16 protein-coding genes, 1 tRNA gene and 1 riboswitch are annotated in these 17,393 nt (G+C 61.4%); of the genes, 5 read left to right on the top strand and 12 right to left on the bottom strand.

Translation table 11 applies throughout. From position 1 onward, the window contains the following. Positions 1–592: molybdopterin-dependent oxidoreductase (locus BRAS3843_RS02580; RefSeq protein WP_175361072.1), on the bottom strand; the 592-nt coding region annotated here is incomplete at its 3' end. Positions 593–603: 11 nt separating this feature from the next. Continuing rightward, complete coding sequence (locus tag BRAS3843_RS02575; protein ID WP_008967141.1) at positions 604–3,348, bottom strand: MFS transporter; 2,745 nt, start codon at positions 3,346–3,348, stop codon at positions 604–606. 211 nt (positions 3,349–3,559) lie between these two features. Between BRAS3843_RS02575 and BRAS3843_RS02570 the strand changes: the two genes are divergently transcribed. Then, a complete protein-coding gene (locus tag BRAS3843_RS02570) occupies positions 3,560–4,258 on the top strand; it encodes a helix-turn-helix domain-containing protein (protein ID WP_035980624.1) in 699 nt (232 codons plus the stop codon). A gap of 147 nt (positions 4,259–4,405) precedes the next feature. Here BRAS3843_RS02570 and BRAS3843_RS02565 read toward each other — a convergent pair whose 3' ends face one another. Next, complete coding sequence (locus tag BRAS3843_RS02565) at positions 4,406–5,617, bottom strand: DUF3047 domain-containing protein (RefSeq protein ID WP_008967139.1); 1,212 nt, start codon at positions 5,615–5,617, stop codon at positions 4,406–4,408. A gap of 139 nt (positions 5,618–5,756) precedes the next feature. On the opposite strand from BRAS3843_RS02565, the gene BRAS3843_RS02560 reads away from it, so the two are divergent. Further along, positions 5,757–6,773 (top strand): AraC family transcriptional regulator, encoded by a 1,017-nt coding sequence (locus BRAS3843_RS02560; RefSeq protein WP_008967138.1) that lies wholly within the window; start codon positions 5,757–5,759, stop codon positions 6,771–6,773. 441 nt (positions 6,774–7,214) lie between these two features. Here the strand turns inward: BRAS3843_RS02560 and BRAS3843_RS02555 are convergent, their stop codons facing one another. The 3 genes from BRAS3843_RS02555 to BRAS3843_RS02550 all read right to left on the bottom strand — a co-directional run bounded on the left by BRAS3843_RS02555 (position 7,215) and on the right by BRAS3843_RS02550 (position 9,200). Continuing rightward, positions 7,215–8,171, bottom strand: coding sequence for an MBL fold metallo-hydrolase (locus tag BRAS3843_RS02555; protein ID WP_035980609.1), 957 nt, complete (start codon positions 8,169–8,171; stop codon positions 7,215–7,217). A 90-nt stretch (positions 8,172–8,261) separates the two neighbouring features. Then, positions 8,262–8,423, bottom strand: coding sequence for a hypothetical protein (locus BRAS3843_RS41265; RefSeq protein WP_175361071.1), 162 nt, complete (start codon positions 8,421–8,423; stop codon positions 8,262–8,264). Positions 8,424–8,450: 27 nt separating this feature from the next. Further along, on the bottom strand, positions 8,451–9,200 hold the full coding sequence (locus tag BRAS3843_RS02550) for an SDR family oxidoreductase (RefSeq protein ID WP_008967136.1): 750 nt from the start codon (positions 9,198–9,200) through the stop codon (positions 8,451–8,453). 146 nt (positions 9,201–9,346) lie between these two features. Between BRAS3843_RS02550 and BRAS3843_RS02545 the strand changes: the two genes are divergently transcribed. Continuing rightward, a complete protein-coding gene (locus BRAS3843_RS02545) occupies positions 9,347–10,924 on the top strand; it encodes a winged helix-turn-helix domain-containing protein (RefSeq protein WP_008967135.1) in 1,578 nt (525 codons plus the stop codon). A gap of 684 nt (positions 10,925–11,608) precedes the next feature. Here BRAS3843_RS02545 and BRAS3843_RS02540 read toward each other — a convergent pair. Together BRAS3843_RS02540 and BRAS3843_RS02525 are read right to left on the bottom strand one after the other, a co-directional pair. After that, entirely contained in the window at positions 11,609–12,004 is a 396-nt protein-coding gene (locus tag BRAS3843_RS02540) for a lysozyme inhibitor LprI family protein (RefSeq protein WP_008967133.1), read from the bottom strand. A gap of 1,567 nt (positions 12,005–13,571) precedes the next feature. Beyond that, positions 13,572–14,165, bottom strand: coding sequence for an XRE family transcriptional regulator (locus BRAS3843_RS02525; protein ID WP_050886332.1), 594 nt, complete (start codon positions 14,163–14,165; stop codon positions 13,572–13,574). A gap of 245 nt (positions 14,166–14,410) precedes the next feature. Between BRAS3843_RS02525 and BRAS3843_RS41260 the strand changes: the two genes are divergently transcribed. Continuing rightward, positions 14,411–14,698, top strand: a complete 288-nt coding sequence (locus BRAS3843_RS41260) for a cupin domain-containing protein (protein ID WP_175361069.1) — start codon at positions 14,411–14,413, stop codon at positions 14,696–14,698. Positions 14,699–14,723: 25 nt separating this feature from the next. Then, positions 14,724–14,818: riboswitch (TPP riboswitch) on the top strand. Beyond that, positions 14,809–15,504 (top strand): GNAT family N-acetyltransferase, encoded by a 696-nt coding sequence (locus BRAS3843_RS39300; protein ID WP_244425100.1) that lies wholly within the window; start codon positions 14,809–14,811, stop codon positions 15,502–15,504. (Overlaps the previous riboswitch by 10 nt.) A 45-nt stretch (positions 15,505–15,549) precedes the next feature. Here BRAS3843_RS39300 and BRAS3843_RS02510 read toward each other — a convergent pair. From BRAS3843_RS02510 to BRAS3843_RS02495, 4 genes are all read right to left on the bottom strand, one after another. Continuing rightward, positions 15,550–15,625, bottom strand: a tRNA-Phe gene (locus tag BRAS3843_RS02510). A 175-nt stretch (positions 15,626–15,800) separates the two neighbouring features. Further along, entirely contained in the window at positions 15,801–15,992 is a 192-nt protein-coding gene (yacG, locus tag BRAS3843_RS02505; protein WP_035980604.1) for a DNA gyrase inhibitor YacG, read from the bottom strand. 104 nt (positions 15,993–16,096) lie between these two features. Further along, complete coding sequence (locus BRAS3843_RS02500) at positions 16,097–16,726, bottom strand: Maf-like protein (protein ID WP_008967125.1); 630 nt, start codon at positions 16,724–16,726, stop codon at positions 16,097–16,099. A 193-nt stretch (positions 16,727–16,919) separates the two neighbouring features. Continuing rightward, positions 16,920–17,387 carry an arsenate reductase ArsC gene (locus BRAS3843_RS02495; protein WP_008967124.1) on the bottom strand — a complete coding sequence of 156 codons (468 nt, stop codon included), beginning with the start codon at positions 17,385–17,387 and terminating at the stop codon, positions 16,920–16,922. Positions 17,388–17,393 lie beyond the last annotated feature (6 nt).

Raw genomic sequence — 17,393 nt, 5'->3', positions numbered from 1 at the left:
TCACCATCGACATGGCCGGGATTGGCGAGAAGCCGAATACGCGATCGGGACCGTAGGTCTTCGCCGTATAGGCATTCGCCGCAGCGATGATCTCGTTCACTTCGGCCCAGTTGGCGCGAACAAAGCCGCCGAGGCCCCGCTTCTGCACATAGGACGCGCGCTTGTCCGGATTCTCCACGATCGACGTCCAGGCTGCGACCGGCGTCATCGTGGCACGCGCGGCGCGCCACAATTTGATGAGGCGCGAGCGCACCAGCGGATATTTCACGCGATTGCCGGAGTAGAGGTACCAGCTATAGCTCGCGCCACGCGCGCAGCCGCGCGGCTCGTGATTCGGAAGATCGGGGCGCGTGCGCGGATAGTCCGTCTGCTGGGTTTCCCAGGTGACGATGCCGCCTTTGACGTAGACCTTCCATGAGCACGAGCCCGTGCAGTTCACCCCGTGGGTGGAGCGCACGATCTTGTCGTGTTGCCACCGCTTCCGGTACCCCTCCTCCCACGAGCGATCCTCGCTCGTGGTCACGCCGTGCCCTCCGGCGAACTCTTCATTCCTCCGGGTGAAGAACGAAAGCCTGTCCAGAAAGTGACTCATCCTCGTTCTCCTTATTCGGCAGGCTGCGCTGCGGCCGGGATCCGGCCACCGCGTTCGATGTCGTGGAGCACGCCACCCTTGCGGGTATAGACGGCCCAGGTGACGACCACACAGATCACGTAGAAGGCGAAGAAGCCCCACAGCGCCGCCTGCACGCCGCCGGTGAAATCGATCGACGTCCCGTAGGACTTCGGAATGAAGAACGCGCCGAAGGCGGCAATCGCCGAGGTAAAGCCGGTGATCGCAGCCGACTCCTTCTCCGCCTGACGCAGCTTGGTCGTGGCGTCGGCGGTCGGCATCAGGCGGTCCATCTCCTTCCGCATGATGTTCGGGATCATCTGGAAGGTCGACGCGTTACCGACGCCCGTCGCAAAGAACAGCAGCAGGAACATCGCAAAGAAACCCCAGAACGCGCCGGGCTGGTCCTTGATGCCGAGGAAGTACAAGACCCCGAGCACGCCGACCATCATCAGCATGAACACGCCCACCGTGACCCGTCCGCCTCCCCACTTGTCGGCCATCCAGCCGGTGGCCGAACGGGAGAGCGCGCCGACCAGTGGACCAAGGAAGGCGAACTGCAAGGCATCCACGGCCGGGAACTGAGTCTTGGCGAGCAGCGGGAAGCCCGCGGAGTAGCCGATGAACGAGCCGAAGGTTCCGGTGTAGAGCAAGCACATGATCCAGTTGTGCCTGCGTTGGAAGATCACCGCCTGATCAGCGAAAGACGCCTTTGCCGAGGCGATGTCGTTCATGCCGAACCAGGCAGCGAAGGCGCTGGCGACGATGAACGGCACCCAGATGAAGCCGGCGTTCTGCAGCCAAAGCGGCGCCTGCTGTGTCCCATTCTTGACCATGGCCGGGTCACCGCCGAACCAGCCGAACACTCCCGCGGTGATCACGAGCGGAACGACGAATTGCACGACGCTGACGCCGAGATTGCCGAGACCGGCATTGAGCGCGAGCGCGTTGCCCTTCTCCGCACGCGGAAAGAAGAAGGAAATGTTGGACATCGAGGAGGCGAAGTTGCCGCCGCCGAAGCCGCACAGCAGTGCAAGCCCGAGGAATAGCGGATAGGGCGTCGCCGGATTTTGCACGGCATAGCCGATGCCGACGGCGGGGATCAGCAGCGACCAGGTGGCGAGCGTGGTCCACAGCCGGCCGCCGAAAATCGGCACCATGAAGGAGTAGAAGATCCTGAGTACGGCGCCGGAGATACCCGGCAGTGCCGCCAGCCAGAACAACTCATCAGTCGTGAACTTGAAGCCGACCGATGGAAGCTTTGCTACCACCACTGACCACACCTGCCAGATCGCGAAGGACAGCAGCAGCGCCGGGATCGATATCCAGAGGTTGCGCCGCGCGATCGCGCGCCCGCCGCTCTCCCAGAACTCCGAATCCTCCGGCCGCCAGTCGGTCAGCACCGCACCCGACAGCACGCCAACATGCTCGGGCTTGTGGATCTCCTCCATCTCGGGAAGCTCGGGAAGCTTCTTCAAGGCTTCGCCGACAACGCCACGTTCCATCTGGCGGATCGAGACGTGCATCCAGATCAGTGCGGAGGTGACCAACAGGAACAGCAGCATGAAGCAACTGGTCCAAAGCCCGGTCAGGTCGACGAGCGCGCCGAACGCGATCGGAAGCACGAAGCCGCCGAGCCCGCCGATCATGCCGACCAGGCCACCGACCGCACCGACGTTATCAGCATAGTACACTGGAATGTGCTTGTAGACCGCGGCCTTGCCCAGCGCCATGAAGAAGCCGAGCACGAACACGGTCACGGTGAAGGGCACCACACCCATTTCGAGATGGAAGCCGACGGTCCCGTTGACCGTCTTAACGAGATAGTCGGTAGGAGGATAGGACAACACGAATGTTGACACCACGCCGACCATCAAAGCCCAATACATGACACGCCGCGCGCCATAGCGATCGGAGAGATGGCCGCCATAGGCGCGGAACACACTCGCCGGAAACGAGAACATAGCTGCCATCATGCCGGCGGTCTTGATGTCGACGCCGTACACCTTGATCAGGTATTGCGGCAGCCACAGCGACAGGGCAACGAACGCGCCGAACACGAAGAAGTAGTAGAGCGCAAAGCGCCAGACCTGGATGTTCTTCAGCGGCGCAAGCTCGAGCCAGGCACTCTTCGGCTTCTGATTGTTCTCGCGCCGCGCGCGAACGACAGGGTCTTCTTCCGAGAAGATCCAGAAAATGATGCCCATTGCGCCGATGGCAAATGCCCAGACCTGCGCAACCGTCTGCCAGCCATAGGCGACGAGCACGAAGGGCGCCAGGAACTTGGTCACGGCAGCGCCGACGTTGCCAGCACCGAAAATGCCAAGCGCGGTGCCTTGCTTGCCCTGCGGGTAGAATCGGGACACGTAAGCGACCCCTACCGCGAACGACCCGCCCGCGACGCCCACGAAGAGGGCGGCAAGCAGGAACTGGGGATAGTTGTGAGCCCAGGTCAGCAGATATGTCGCAACCGCTGCAGCGAGCATGACGAAGGTGTAGACGCGTCGTCCGCCATATTGGTCGGTCCAGATCCCCAAGACGAGACGGATCAACGAACCGCTGAGGATGGGCGTGCCGACCAGCAGCCCGAACTCGGTGTCGTTGAGCCCGAGTTCCTGCCTTATTCGAATCCCGATGATCGAGAAGATGGTCCAGACGGCAAAGCAAATTGTGAACGCGATGGTCGAGAGCCAAAGGGCCCGACCTCTATGCGCGGCACTTGAACCGACAACGTCCATGATAGCCCCCGACAAACTGCTTCAGCTTCGGCTGGGGGACTGGATTGCCGACTCTGTCGAGTCCTGAATTGCGATGGATCAAGAAGGCCACATCAACCAGCCAGTTCTGTATTTTGCTGCAATGCAAATTGTTTGATCCAACACAAACAGTTGACATAAGACTGATGGTTATTTGACGAAAGTCACACGGTTCCATTCGGAGGCAAGACAGTTGCGCGCCCAAGAGCTCCTTCAAGTGAAAGCCCTCCCGCTGTTTTCGGAAATGGCCCCGCAGCACCTCGAAAGCCTGCTGGACGCCGCGCTGCTCCAGCAGTTCCCAAGCCACGTGGATCTCATTCACGAAGGACGGTCCGCCGATTTCCTGCATGTGCTTGTCGACGGGCTGGTCGAAATCTTTACTGAACAGGACGACGCCGAGTGGGGAATCACGCTCGTGAAGCCAGTCTCCACCTTCATTCTCGCTGCCGTGGTCAGCGACCAGCCCTATTTGAATTCGGCCCGGACGATCCGGGAGTCACGGATCCTGCTGATCCCAGCGGAGCGGGTTCGTGCCGTGTTCGACCGGGACGTTGCGTTCGCCCGGATCGTGGCAAGGGAGCTCGCCCTCGCCTACCGAGGCGCGGTCAAGAAATTGAAAGGCTACGTGGCACGGTCGAGTGTCGAACGACTTGCGAACTGGATATTGACCGAGGCCCACAAGGATGGCGCACCGGCCCACATCCTTCTTCCCTTCGATCGGGGCACGCTGGCGTCGCATATCGGCACAACCCGCGAGAATCTATCTCGCGGTCTGACCCAATTGACCGAGCATGGCGTTCGCGTCAGAGGCCGAGAAATCCTGATTGATCGTCACGACCTGCTGGAGACATTCGCCCGACCGCAACGGCTGATTGACGACCCGAGCGCATGATGAACCCGTTCAAGCGCGACGTCGTAGCATAGTGCCACCAGACGAATCCGCCCCGCGACCGATCATCGCGTCACCTGGAGGCGCAATATCCGATTCTTGCGATGAAATAGTTCCGGGGTTCGTGGCGTGAGCAACATCGGCACTCGTCTATAGCTTGCGCACCGCGCCATCGGCCGCACCGATCCTGATGTCGGCGTAGCGGCACGCTCCCCGGCCGCGCTGGAAAGGCGTGACCGCCAACAGCCAGATGTGAGAAATCGCCTTCGCCGCCCCTCCTATATGAGCAGCGTAGTCGGAAGCGATGTCGCGCTCAACCTCGTACCATGATCCGAGATCCTTCGCGCCGGAGTGGACGACCATATGAGTTTCGACTGCGCTCCAGCCGGCCAGCGGACAGCGAAAGACTTTGCCGGTCGGCAGTGCTGCGCTCCAGAAATAAGTGAGGTCCTGTCCATCCTCGAATTTCACGCCGATCGAGAGATAGTCGTGAAAGGGCGCTTGGTCCTCCGCGACCCTCGACGGGAGCTGGTCGATCTTCCAGCGCCAGCCGAGCGTCGGGCGGGAGGCGAACGGTGTCGACAGGGGCCGCTCGATGATGGAGACGCTCCCGGAGCTCTCGCAGACGATCTCGCCATTGGCGTCTCGGCTAAAGGTTTCCGCGCCGCCGCCCAACATGAAGAAATTGGACCAGCCTTCCGGCAGCTTGCGGTCGCGCCGCAGGCGCGCGATCTCGGCGGCGATGAGACCGCCGACATCGCCATGCGCGGAGAGGCTCGCAAGACCCGCGGCGGCCTCACCACGCCACATGAGCGCGACGCCCGTGATCTTCACGTCCTGCTTCCGGTAGGCATCTTCCGGCGTCGCGAGCCTGCCGTCCTCATCGGCGAATTGCGTAGCCGAGCGCGCTGCTTCGAGGGGGCCGTCATGCGAGGCAGTCATCGTGCCTGTATCGGCCCCCGGACTGTACATCGGCCGTCGGCCGCACGTGCGGGCATGGAAAACCAGCCCGGGATTGAACCAAAGATCAGCTTGCCGGGACACCCACATTCGCCCGGTGAGCAGAAAGGTGATCTGCTGACCTCTCGCGGCCGCAAGGCCGAGATCAATCCACGGCAGGTCATTGCCATTGATCTCGAACACGCGGTAGCCGGCAAGTTCGGGCGAACGCGCCCGCGCGAGCAGGTCCTCGATGCCTTTCACGAACTCTTCCGGCGGCGGACCGCTCTGTTCGGCAGCGAAGGCAGTTTTCGAGGCGCTGCCAGCGAATGGCAGCGCCAGGCCGAGAGTTGCCGCGCTCCGCAACATGTCACGCCTGGAGACGCCGCCGCCCGAAGACAGCTGCAGACAATAGAGACACATTCGCGTTCTCCGTGATTTTTTCCCGAACTGGCCTGTCAGTTCGCGGTTCATGAGCAGAGAGCCGAATGCTATTGTTCGTGCCGGATCTCTGCATGCCACGACATGCCAAAATCGGTGCTCTTGTGGCGCGCGAGGGCAGATGCGTCGAACAGGCTACACACGCGCGAGCACGCTCGGGCCGATCGCGGAGGTCGTCACTGCGACCGGCGGATCGATCGAGCGGGTGTTTCGCCGTGCCGAGCTTCCTATCCGCCTGTTGGAATCGCCGGATACGCTCTTGCCTTTGCGCGACCATTTCCGGCTGCTTGCGGCGTCGTCACGCGAGCTGCGCGATGAGGTCTTCGCGGCACGTCTCGGCCGCCAGACTTCGATCGCGGGCCTCGGCGTCTATGGCAAATGGGTCACTCAGGCCCCCACCCTGCTCGAAGCGATCCAGCGCGCAGGGACGAGTTTGCCGCACATGCTGCAGAGCGCGACAAGGCTCCTCGTCCGACGACATGGCAAAGAGGTGCACTGGTCCTACGAACTGGCCGACACCGCGACGGATGGGCGACCGCAGAACGAGATGCTCGCGATCTGGTACATGATCGCAGTCGTCCGGCATTTTGCCGGCGCCGGCTGGCTGCCGAGCCGGATCATGATCGGCGGCCTGACGGCGCGCGCCCAGCGTTCGATCGACGAGCAGATGGGCGCCGCCACGGTGATCTGCGACGCGCCCGGCACGATCATTTTCGACCGGCGGCTGCTCGTGGCCGTCAATCCGCATCTGGATCGAACGGAAGGGCTCGACGCCGACGAACTCGCTCGGATTTTCGATATACCCGCTCCGGACGACCTACCCGGCCATGTTGCGGCCCTGATCGATCTCGAGCTACTCGGCGCTCGTCCAACCCTTTCCGGCATTGTTCGCCGAGCGGGAGTCTCAAAACGAACGTTACAGCGCCGACTCGGCGAGATCGGACTGAGCTACTCCGACCTTTTGCGGAATGCGTTGCAGCGGCAGGCGATCAGGCTGCTGTGCCAGTCGGAGCGGCCGATCACCGATATCGCGGGGATGCTCGGCTATCGCGATCCCGCCCATTTCAGCCGGGCCTTCGAAAGCTGGAGCGGAATCGCGCCGAGTCGCTGGCGTGAATTGGTGAAATCCGCCGGATGAGCATTCGAAATCGCCGAAACTTCGCTCTTTCGCGTTGCCCCCTGCGCGTTGGTGCTCACAGATCGATAGTCGGACCTCGGAAACAACGACGCCGCAATCCCAGAAAATTGCTGGGTCATTGTTAGTTGGTTACGGGGCTGGATTTGAACGCATGTCAACTTAGCGAGCCCCGGAAAGAGAAAATCCGCGAACGCCCTTCGCGCCGATCATCCAGCGAACGCAATCGTACAAGATCGTGCTCTAGCGTGGAAAAGCGCAGTTATGATGCCCAGGGGGGACGCATACGCAACCACCGACACGAGGAACTGCTGTTTGTCCTTAGCATGGTGGCGTGAGGAGGGTAAATTGGGTCGGGACCCCAATCGGCGGCGCGGAAACCAGGGCGCGAACCCACAAACGCTATGAGTGCGCGCCCCAGTTGGTGCCTAATTCAGCACGCGGTCAGTAGTCCCAGAAGATCGGTACAAAGCGAAAGGCGTCGCCATCAACAGCGACCCGGCCGACGGACGGGAACGGCATATGAGTGGCCACGAGCATCTCGCCGGTCTCGGCAAGCTCCCGCAAGAGTCGGACCCGAACGCGGGCCGCCTCTTCGGGATCGTGTTCGAAGCCATTGTGCCAGTCGGGGTGGTCGAAACCGACCGTAAACACGGCGTCGCCGGCGAACGTCAGCGCGTCGGCGCCGGACGTCAGGCGGACCACGCTGTGGCCGGGGGTATGACCGCCGGTGCGACGCACGACCACGCCCGGCGCCACCTCGTGCACCTCGTCGAACTGCCGCAGGTGATTGTGGTACTCTTTCGTGAACCGCTTGGCGGCCGCCCGAAGCGCGTCCGGGAACCCCTGCGGCATGTTGGTTTGGGTGAAATCGGGCGACTCCCAGAATTTGACCTCGGCGGCTGCCACGTGAATCTGGAGGTCCGGACGCAGCCGCTCCTTCACCCCGTCGACGAGCAGCCCGCCAACGTGGTCCATGTGCATGTGGGTCAGCACCACGTCGGTCACGGACGCGAGATCGATGCCGGCGGCATCCAATCGTCTGATCAACTGCCCCGCCCGCGGCAAGTGCAAGTCCGGATCGGACCCAAGTCCAGCGTCAATAAGTATGGTTTTGCCGCCGCTACGCACCAAAACCGCGTTCAGCGCCCAATCGAAGGCATCCGGCGGCAGGAACATGTTGTCCAGCCAGGCCGCCCGGACGCGCGGGGCGGCATTGTGTGCCAACATCGCGGTTGGAAGCGGCAGCACCCCATCGCTTATCACCAGCACGTCAATCTCGCCGACCTTCAGTGCGTATCGCGACGGGACCAGCTCTTCGGGCCTCGATCCGACGGCGCGTGAGGTGTTGTGTAAATTCATGTTTATCTCCTGTTGAGTGTTGTGGATCATCTGATTCATCTTTGAAAACTTCTGCGCTCGTTGTTGGCGTTCGATCCCAGGCGGGGCGCGCTTCCCGCGGCGGAAACGTTGTCAATGCCGCTGAAGTGTTCAGAGATCGGTGACACGTTGCGGATCGGCCGACGCCAGCCGCGATCGTCCCTTTGCAAGTGATCTTCCCGACCGTCGCTCCATTCGCTGCATCGCGACGGTGTAAGTCGTGACGACGTGCTCGGTCATGGGCAAGGAATCGCGCAAGATCGGCTTGCTCATGGATCTGTCCTCGCAATGCGACAGCGTTTACGCTGCGGGCCGGGCCAGCCAGTCCTCGAAACGCACCAAGCCAAGTCGCGGATTGCTGCCGGGCGTGAGAGACCGATCGTCCAGTTCTGCGCCGAAATAGCGGGCGTGAACGTCGGCCACGACCTTGCGCGGGTCCTTTTTCGTGGTCAGATATTTTCGGCCGAACTCGTCGAGACTGAATCGGTCCGGTCCTGCCAATTCCACCACACCGTTGACCGGTGCGCCGAGCGTGACGCCCGCCAGCGCGGCGGCGACATCGTCCGAAGCCACGGGCTGAAACAAAGCGGGCGACAACCGGACGGTCTGCCCATCGGAAGAGGAATCGACGATCCCGCCGATGAACTCGAAGAACTGCGTGGCGCGCAGGATGGTGTAGGGAATCTTCGAGGTCCTGATCAGGTTCTCCTGTGCCAGCTTGGCGCGGAAGTAACCGCATTCCGGAAGCCGATCGGTCCCGACAACCGACAGAGCTACGTGATGTCGCACGCCGGCGGCGGCCTCGGCCGCCAGAAGATTACGGCCTGACGTTTCGAAGAATTTCAGGGCTGCGCTGTCCTCGAATGAAGGCGAATTCGCGACGTCCACGACAATCTCGGCACCGGAGAGGGCCATGCCGAGACCTTCACCCGTGATCGTGTTGACGCTTGTTCTGGGAGATGCTGGAACCACGTCGTGGCCCTTCTGACGGAGTTTGCCAGCAAGCTTCGTTCCGATGAGACCTGTACCGCCGATAATGACAATCTTCATGGCTTTTCCTCCATTGCTCGCCGCCGATGACCAGGCTGCGTCTGAAAGCAGCAGGGAGGGTGCGCCCATGCGAACCGAAAAGCCTTGCGGCTACGGTGAATCGGCATTGAATTTTTCTTGGCTTTTTGTCCAAGCGGAGCGCGGCAGTGCAATTCTCATTTGAAGATTATTGTCTGGATGTCGACCGGCGCGAACTCAGGCGAGGCGCCGAGCTCATCGCTATTGGACCGAAGGTATTCGATCTGTTGCTTTACCTGGTCCGCAACCGCGAACAGGTGGTGACGAGAGACGATCTCCTGCAAGCCGTGTGGGAAGGACGGATCGTCTCCGAATCGACGCTGACGAGCCACATCAACGCGGTACGCAGGGCGATCGGCGACACCGGCAAGGAGCAGCGCCTGATCCGGACGGTTGCGCGCAAAGGCATTCGATTTGTCGGCAAGATTGCAGAACAGGCGCTCACCGCGAGCGCGGTGGCGACCGACGCGGACATCATGGATGGAAAGCTGGCACCCAATCCGGCCCTGCCGGATTCTCCGTCGATCGCGGTCCTGCCATTTCGCAACCTTAGTGGCGACGTCGAGCAGGACTATTTTGCCGATGGCATCGTCGAGGACGTCATCACGGCCCTGTCACGGCTCCGCTGGCTGTTCGTGATCGGCCGCAACTCGAGCTTCACCTACAAGGGCAAGACGGTAGACGAGAAACAGGTGGGTCGCGAGCTTGGCGTGCGTTATGTCGTTGAAGGCAGTGTGCGACAGTCCGAAAACCGGATTCGTATCACAGGCCAGCTCATCGATGCCGCAAGCGGCACCCACCTTTGGGCCGAGAGGTTCGAAGGGACGCTTGAGGACATTTTCGAGCTCCAGGATCAGATCGCGACCAGCATCGTCGGAGCGATTGCCTCTCAACTCGAGCGAGCCGAGATCGAGCGCGCCCGCCGGAAACCGACCGGCAGCCTCAGCGCCTACGACAATTATCTGCGCGCCATGCCTCATTTGCATCGGGGGACGCGAGAGGCAATCGAACAGGCGCTGCCGCTGTTCTACAAGGCCATACAACTCGATCCGGAGTTTGCCGCTGCCCACGCCATGGCCGCGTGGTGTCATTTCTGGCGCAAGGTAAATGGCTGGATGGCCAATCGGGCGCAAGAAACCGTGGAAGGTGTTCGACTGGCCCGCCTCGCGGTGGAATTGGGCAAGGACGACGCCGTCGCGCTCACCAGGGGCGGGCATGCCCTCGCCCATCTCGCCGGCGACGTGGAGGGCGCAATCGCGCTGGTCGACAAAGCGCTGTTGCTGAATCCCAACCTGGCGTCGGCCTGGTTCCTGGGGGGCTTCCTCAGAGCGGAGCGCGGGGACGCCGACGCCGCGATCGAGTTCTTTGCGCGCGCGATGCGTTTCAGCCCGCTGGATCCGGAGATGTTCCGGATGCAGGCGGGCGTGGCCCTCTCGCATCTGTTTGCCGGACGCTTTGACATGGCCTCGACCTGGGCCGAACAATCCTTCAGACAATTGCCGAGCTTTTTGCTGGCCGTCGCCATCATCGCAGCGAGTCACGCGCTCGCCGACCGCACCGAGCAGGCGCGCATCGCGATCAAACATTTGCGGGTGCTAGACCCCACGTTTCGCGTCAGCAGTCTCGCAGACTGGATTCCGATCCGGCGGCCGGAGCATCTCGCCCGCTTCGAAACCGGCCTGCGGATGGCGGGCCTGCCCGAGTGATATTCCTTCGGACTCGCAGCTGGATTCGTCATTAGTTAATCGTCCGAGCCGCGCATCTCCGACCGCTATCTCCAAGAAGCCCTAAGCCGTATCCCCGTGCGAGAAATCCGCGCGCGCTCCCCGCCACGAACCCTCCAAGCGAATGTCAAATCCAAAGCCACACTAGAAAATTGATATTTTGCTAGTGTCGCTTTGGTTCTGACATTCGTAAACGAAGCTGCCGCACCAGGATACGAATGTCAGAACCGGGACACCTGCGGGTGCGCTTGAGCATTCGGCTTTCCCTGCGCCTCTGTTTTTCGAGGGACACCATGTTGGGCACAGCCCGGGCAAGAGTTGCCGCGGGAAGGAAGACGCGCGGGCGGTCCATCCTTCGAGACGCCCGCCGGGCCTAATTGATTCACACATTGCGAGCGATCCTCCAGCCGCTGAGCATGGCCCTAAGGGCCAGGAGGCCCTGGAGGATTACGATGGGCCCGGGTTTGCCGTAGCGATTGCATCCCGAAACCCAATCGCGGGAGCCCCGCTTCGCTATTGGCTGGCAGCCTGGCTCGCTGGGAAGCAACGCTTATGGCCAACCGGAACCCGCCGCTTGTTCGCCCCCTACGAGGTTCAAATCCTGGAGGCGCAACTACCGATACCGATATCCGCTTCAAGTGCTGATTTGACGAAGGTGTCGACCGCTCAAGGCTTCTCGTTGACGCACTTTTCGAGCGCCAACGTTCGCTCGACCAAGTCATCCAGTTCAAAAGACTGCGATTCGAGGAATGCGACGGACCCATTGTTGGGGTCGACAGCCAGACGGTGAGTCTCGCTCAAATGATGTTTGAGCCAGGCGCGCTGCTCTTGTTGCAATTGCGCTCGCTGCTTGCCCTCGGACCTATGCAGAAGCGTCTGATAGGCGGCATTCAGCCTCGGGTCCCACTTATCGATTTCGGCTTTGCCGCAATCCAACATTTTCGAGGAAACACCGTCGGCTTTGGCTATGCACGCGTCGATCTCCGCGCCCTGCTGCGCGCTTGCAGGAAATGCGGCGATATAGAAGGCGGCCCCCAAAACGCGAGATGATTTCCAGAACATCGTAGCAGTCCTATGCCTTTTCCGACCCGAGTAGAATTTGACCTACCTGTTGTGGCTATTTCGCGATGAGACCAGGAAGGTTGCTGGCGGCCACCACGGAAGATGCACAGCGAGGGAACCTCGAAAAAGCCGTAGGCGACCGGCGGCGGGGCTGCTGTCAGTTGGTGACGTGCTGATCAGTGAGAGAGACGTGACAGCGAGATCGAAACCCGTACCGCGCAATTTTGATCATCGCGACCCGAGCGCTTGCTCCCAGATGACTGGCACGAGGCAGTCTACGGCCGCTTGCCTGATCCACAGCGCGACGCCCGGGCCGTGACGGAGCGAATTGTGCACGAGGGTGAACGCGTTGGACAGATCGACCACCGCTTCGCCGGCTGCAATCATCCCGAAAGAGGCAGCGGCTAGCTCAAATGGAGCGCTTTTCGTCACGTGACAAGCGCTATTCGTCCCAGCACTCATTCTCTCATCCCTGTTTCCGTGCCGGTGATCCCCCAATACTTGTCCGCCCAGACGGTCCAATCATAGTCGGGCTTCACCCTCCGGGAAATGCCGGCGGTAAGACCAAACGGTTTGACCAACAATAAGCGGTCAGGTGTGAGACAGATGCAGAAGAGATGCATGCCCCGAATTGGGCGGGCCATCATGGTCATGCTCGCCACAGTCGTAGCCGCGCAGTCCTTGCGATACTACGCCGCGCTGGGAAATGTGTGGTTCGGCATCGATCCGAATATTAAGGCAGTCATACTGCAAGTGCCTCTGCAAGCGCTAATGCACATGCTCGTAGCTCCTGCCGCTTTGGTCCTAGGACCGCTCCAATTCTTTCCGGGGCTACGAGCGCGCCATCCAGCGCTGCATCGTTGTTCCGGCCGAGTTTACGTCCTAGCGTGCGTTATAGGTGGCACAGGAGCGTTGGCTACGTCACCATTTGCTTCGGGTGGCTGGGTAGCTGGTCTCGGCTTCGGGATTCTCGCGGGATTGTGGATCGGCACTACTATGGCCGCTTGGATTTCGGTCGTACGGGGAAGGCTTGAGTGGCATCGGCTACTTATGCGATTCAGCTACGCGATGACCTTCGGAGCCGTTGTCCTTCGCCTGCAGATTCCGATCGGTTTCGTGTTGGGGTACGGCAGCTATTCCAGCATGTCTCCGATTCTGGCGTTTACCTCGTGGATACCCAACGTCTTAATAGTTGCCCTGTATTCGACGTTAGAAGCTCGGTGGCGTTCTCGTGGATTCAATGAACCCTCTGTACCCAGCGCGCCGAACATGGCCGGTCAACGAGTCCGCAATTGTGGACGCTAATCGCCTAGCTTAGGAGGTCAATCTTGCAGGGCCGATGACAGAGAAGAGCACGGTCGGACACAGGACCACGGCGATCTGCACGCTTACGAGCGCGTCGGGAGAGAAATTCGCGAGCACCCTTCGCGCCGATCATCCAGCGAACGCAATCCTGCAAGATCGTGCTCTAGCGTGGAAAAACGCGGTTATGGTGCCCAGGGGCGGAATCACACGCAACCACCGACAAGAGGAACCCCTGTTTATCCTTCGTATGATGGCGTGAGCGTCATCGGCCTCTCTCGTGGCGCCTTCCCCGATCCGACATCGATGCGCGGGGCGGTTCGACGACGATGATGAGTTCGGCCGGCGTTTTACCGTCACGATTGTCAAAACCGTGCGGCAAATCGGCGTAGCATGAGCAGCTATCGCCTGCCTCTAGGTCTGCGACATCGTTGCCGAGGGTTATCTGAAGCGCACCCGACACCAGATAAACGTGCTCTATTGTGCCCGGCGCGTGAGCAGGAAATGGTCCCGCCAAGGTTCTTGGCGGCACCACATAACGCAGGAATTCGACTTCGCTGCCGGCAACGGCAGGCATGAAGCAATCACGCTTTGCGCCAGTGCCTGACTCGACGAGCCACTGCCGCTCTGTTGCCTTCAGGACGCGTAGTCGGGACGGCTCCCGGCTCTCAACCAGGGTTGAGAGCGGCATCTCGAGCGCCTCGGAAAGGGCGGCAAGCGTCGAAATCGTCGGTGACTTGGCGGCGCGCTCCACATCCGAGATCATCGAAGAGGAGACCCCGCTCCTGCCCGCGAGTGCGCGCACCGATAAACTCAACTCCTCCCGCCGCCTGCGGATCGTCAGGGCGATCCGGTTCAAAAGTTTGTCATCTATAGAGGACAAAAATCCAACTCCATATCTTTATAGTGGACAAGGCTTCTTTGTCCGCAATAGAGTACACACATTCGCTTTCGTGGACAAAAGCTGGAGTTCGATTTGTGGGTGTCAGAGATTGGCGAAACGACGGTGTGAAAGTCGTGCGTGCAGCCGCGACTTCGCAGGAGGGACGGGCGACAGCCTTTGAGTTTGCGGGTACGGGCGGTGCCAACATCTGGATAGGAACCGTGACCCTGCCGCCAAATGGGCGAACGGGCGCACATCACCACGGAACGCACGAAGTCGCGGTCTATGTCAGCAAGGGCCGCAGCCGGATCCGGTGGGGCGAACGGTTGGAGTTCACCGCGGACGTCGGCTCTGGCGATTTTGTCTATTTTGCTCCTAACGTGCCCCATCAAGAAATCAATCTCGACCCCGGTCAGCCCGTGCATTTCGTCGTCGTGCGCAACGACAACTCGGGAATTCGCATCGACCTCGACATCGAGCCTTTGGTGCAACCGGAAACGGTTTATTGACGGCCTCCATTCAGGGGCTTGTAACATCACCGAGCCGGGGTGTCCGCGACGGTCGGACCGAGATCAAACCCGTAGAACCTGCCTGGATCATGCCAGCGAAGGAGCGAGGCGTGAGTTCAATCGAAGATCCAATGCTGGATCGTCTCCATCGACCCGATCTGAATTCGCCCCCGAATGATCATCGAATGCGAGCACTCGAAATCAGACAATTCAGGTCAGCCGATCTTGAAGCTGTCTATGCGATCTCTCTTGCTACCGGCCACAACGGTGGCGATGCCTCGCACCTCTGTCAGGACGGCAAGCTGATCGGTCACATTTACTCTGCGCCATACACCGCTCTTGAAGCACGCCTGGCGCTCGTCATTGAAGATGATGAGGGAGTCGCCGGTTTCGTCGTTGGCACTTCCGACACCGAACGATGGCACAACAGGCTCGAGGCCGAATGGTGGCCGCAGCTTCGTCGAGAATACGACGACCCAAGTACTATACCGTCAGCCCAATGGTCAGCGGATCAGCGCCGGGCATTTGCGATTCATCATCCAGAACAACCTCCCAAAGAGGTCGTTGAAGCCTATCCGGCACACTTGCATCTGAACTTGTCCCCGAGGCTTCAGGGACGCGGAGCTGGAGTCTTGCTTTTCTCGGAGTGGGTGGCCCGGGCCTCACGGCTGGGCATCAAGGCCATGCATGTCGGCGTCAACCGCGCGAATGGACGAGCTGTTTGGTTCTGGGCAAAGCTAGGCTTCGAACAGTTGCAACTGGCGGATGACTGTCCGAGCAGAACCATCTGGATGGGCCGCTCTTGAGAGTGCTTCGTACGAGATCGTGCCCGAGCGTGGAAACGCAAAGCGTGGTGCCCAGGGGCGGAATCGAACCACCGACACTGCGATTTTCAGTCGCATGCTCTACCAACTGAGCTACCTGGGCGAGGTCTCTTAGGGGCGAAAAAGGCCCGACGAGCCGGCGGGTTATAGTGGGCCGGGACGGCGATGTCTACCGCCTGGAGGCGGATTGTTTCCACAATGCTGGGACTTCAGGTCCGACCGCATCGGGGCAGCCGGGCAGCGTGCCGCCATCGACCTTAAACCATTGAAAGGCTGAGTTATTCGACGTCATCCGCGTCGTCGGAGGCCGGGATGACATAGGCGCCGGCGAGCCAGCGATGGAGGTCGACATCGCGGCAGCGGGCTGAGCAGAACGGACGCAGGTCCTCCGCCGCGGCGCGGCCGCAGATCGGGCAACGGCGGACGGATTTGGCGGCGTCCTTGGGCCTGACGGGCGATTCGTTCGACATCGGCGCTTATCTAGGCACGATTGCCGGCCAGCGCACCCCCAGAACGGCCTTCGGCTGACAGGACAATCCCGCGAGAAACCGGTCCCGCGTTGCCGTGTCGAGCGTCACACGGCGACCGCGTTGAGCCAGCCAAAACGGATTGGAAACCCCTCGCCGGCGAGCAGGCTCACCGTCTCATAGAGCGGCAGCCCCACCACATTGGTGTAGGAGCCGACCAGCTTGACCACGAACGAGCCGGCAATGCCCTGCACCGCATAACCGCCGGCCTTCCCGCGCCATTCGCCGGAGCCGATATAGGCCTGAATGTCTTCCTCGCCCAAGCGCTTGAAGCGGACCCGGGTCTCGACCAGCCTTTGACGAAAGGCCTCCCGCGGCGTCACCAGGGTGATCGCGGTGTAGACGCGGTGGTTGCGGCCTGAGAGCAGCCGCAGGCACTGCGCCGCCTCATCAACCAGATTGGCCTTGGGCAGGATGCGGCGGCCAACCGCAACCACGGTATCGGCGGCGAGGATGAAGGAGCCGCGCAGCTCATCATCGAGCTGGATCGATTTCAGCGCCGCCTCGGCCTTGACCCGCGCCAGCCGATTGGCACATGCGCGCGGCAGCTCGCCGCGCTTGGGAGTCTCGTCGACATCAGCCGGACGCAGCGCGTCGGGCTCGATGCCGGCCTGATTGAGCAGCGCCAGACGCCGCGGCGAACCGGAAGCAAGAACGATTTTGGGGCGGCCGAGCATGCGTGAGGTGGCTGAGGGATTCGGAATGGGAAGGGCGCGCGGAACCTATCGGATGGGCTGTCATTCCACAACCCGAAGCCGGCGCTGCGGGTGGGGCGGTCGGCGGTTCGTCTAAGACGGTAACGTGAGCAGGACGCGACGGGGATGTTTCGGTTCGATGACAGCTGTGCGCAACTTGGCATCTCCAGCGCCCTCATAGCCCCGCGGGACCAGGCTTGGCAAAGCGTTTCCGGATCCGGGCATAGAGCGCGTCACAGACCTCGCGATAGGCGGCGAGCTTCTGCTCGCGATTGCCGTCGGTGCCGGTCGGATCCGGCGTCGGCCAATATTCGACATCGGCGGCGACCGTCCGGGTCAGCTCCAGCGCCTTGTGATGCGCCTCCGGCGACAGGGTGATGATGAGGTCGAAATTCAGCCCCTCCCAGTCCTCCAGCTCCGCGAAAGTGGTCGGCTTATGGCCGGATATGTCCTGGCCGAGCTCGGCCATGACAGAAACCGCGAACGGGTCGAGCTCGCCCTTCTTGACCCCGGCGGAGCGGACATAAAGGGCTTGCGGGAACATATGCTGCAGGAGGCTCTCGGCCATCGGCGAGCGAACGCTGTTCTGGCCACAGGCGAACAGCACCGCCTGCGGATTGCGCGCACGCGGAGCCTCCGCCATGCGCTT

It is taken from the genome of Bradyrhizobium sp. STM 3843 (assembly GCF_000239815.1).
Classification (GTDB): Bacteria; Pseudomonadota; Alphaproteobacteria; order Rhizobiales; family Xanthobacteraceae; genus Bradyrhizobium.
This window is presented reverse-complemented; position numbering and strand designations above follow the sequence as displayed.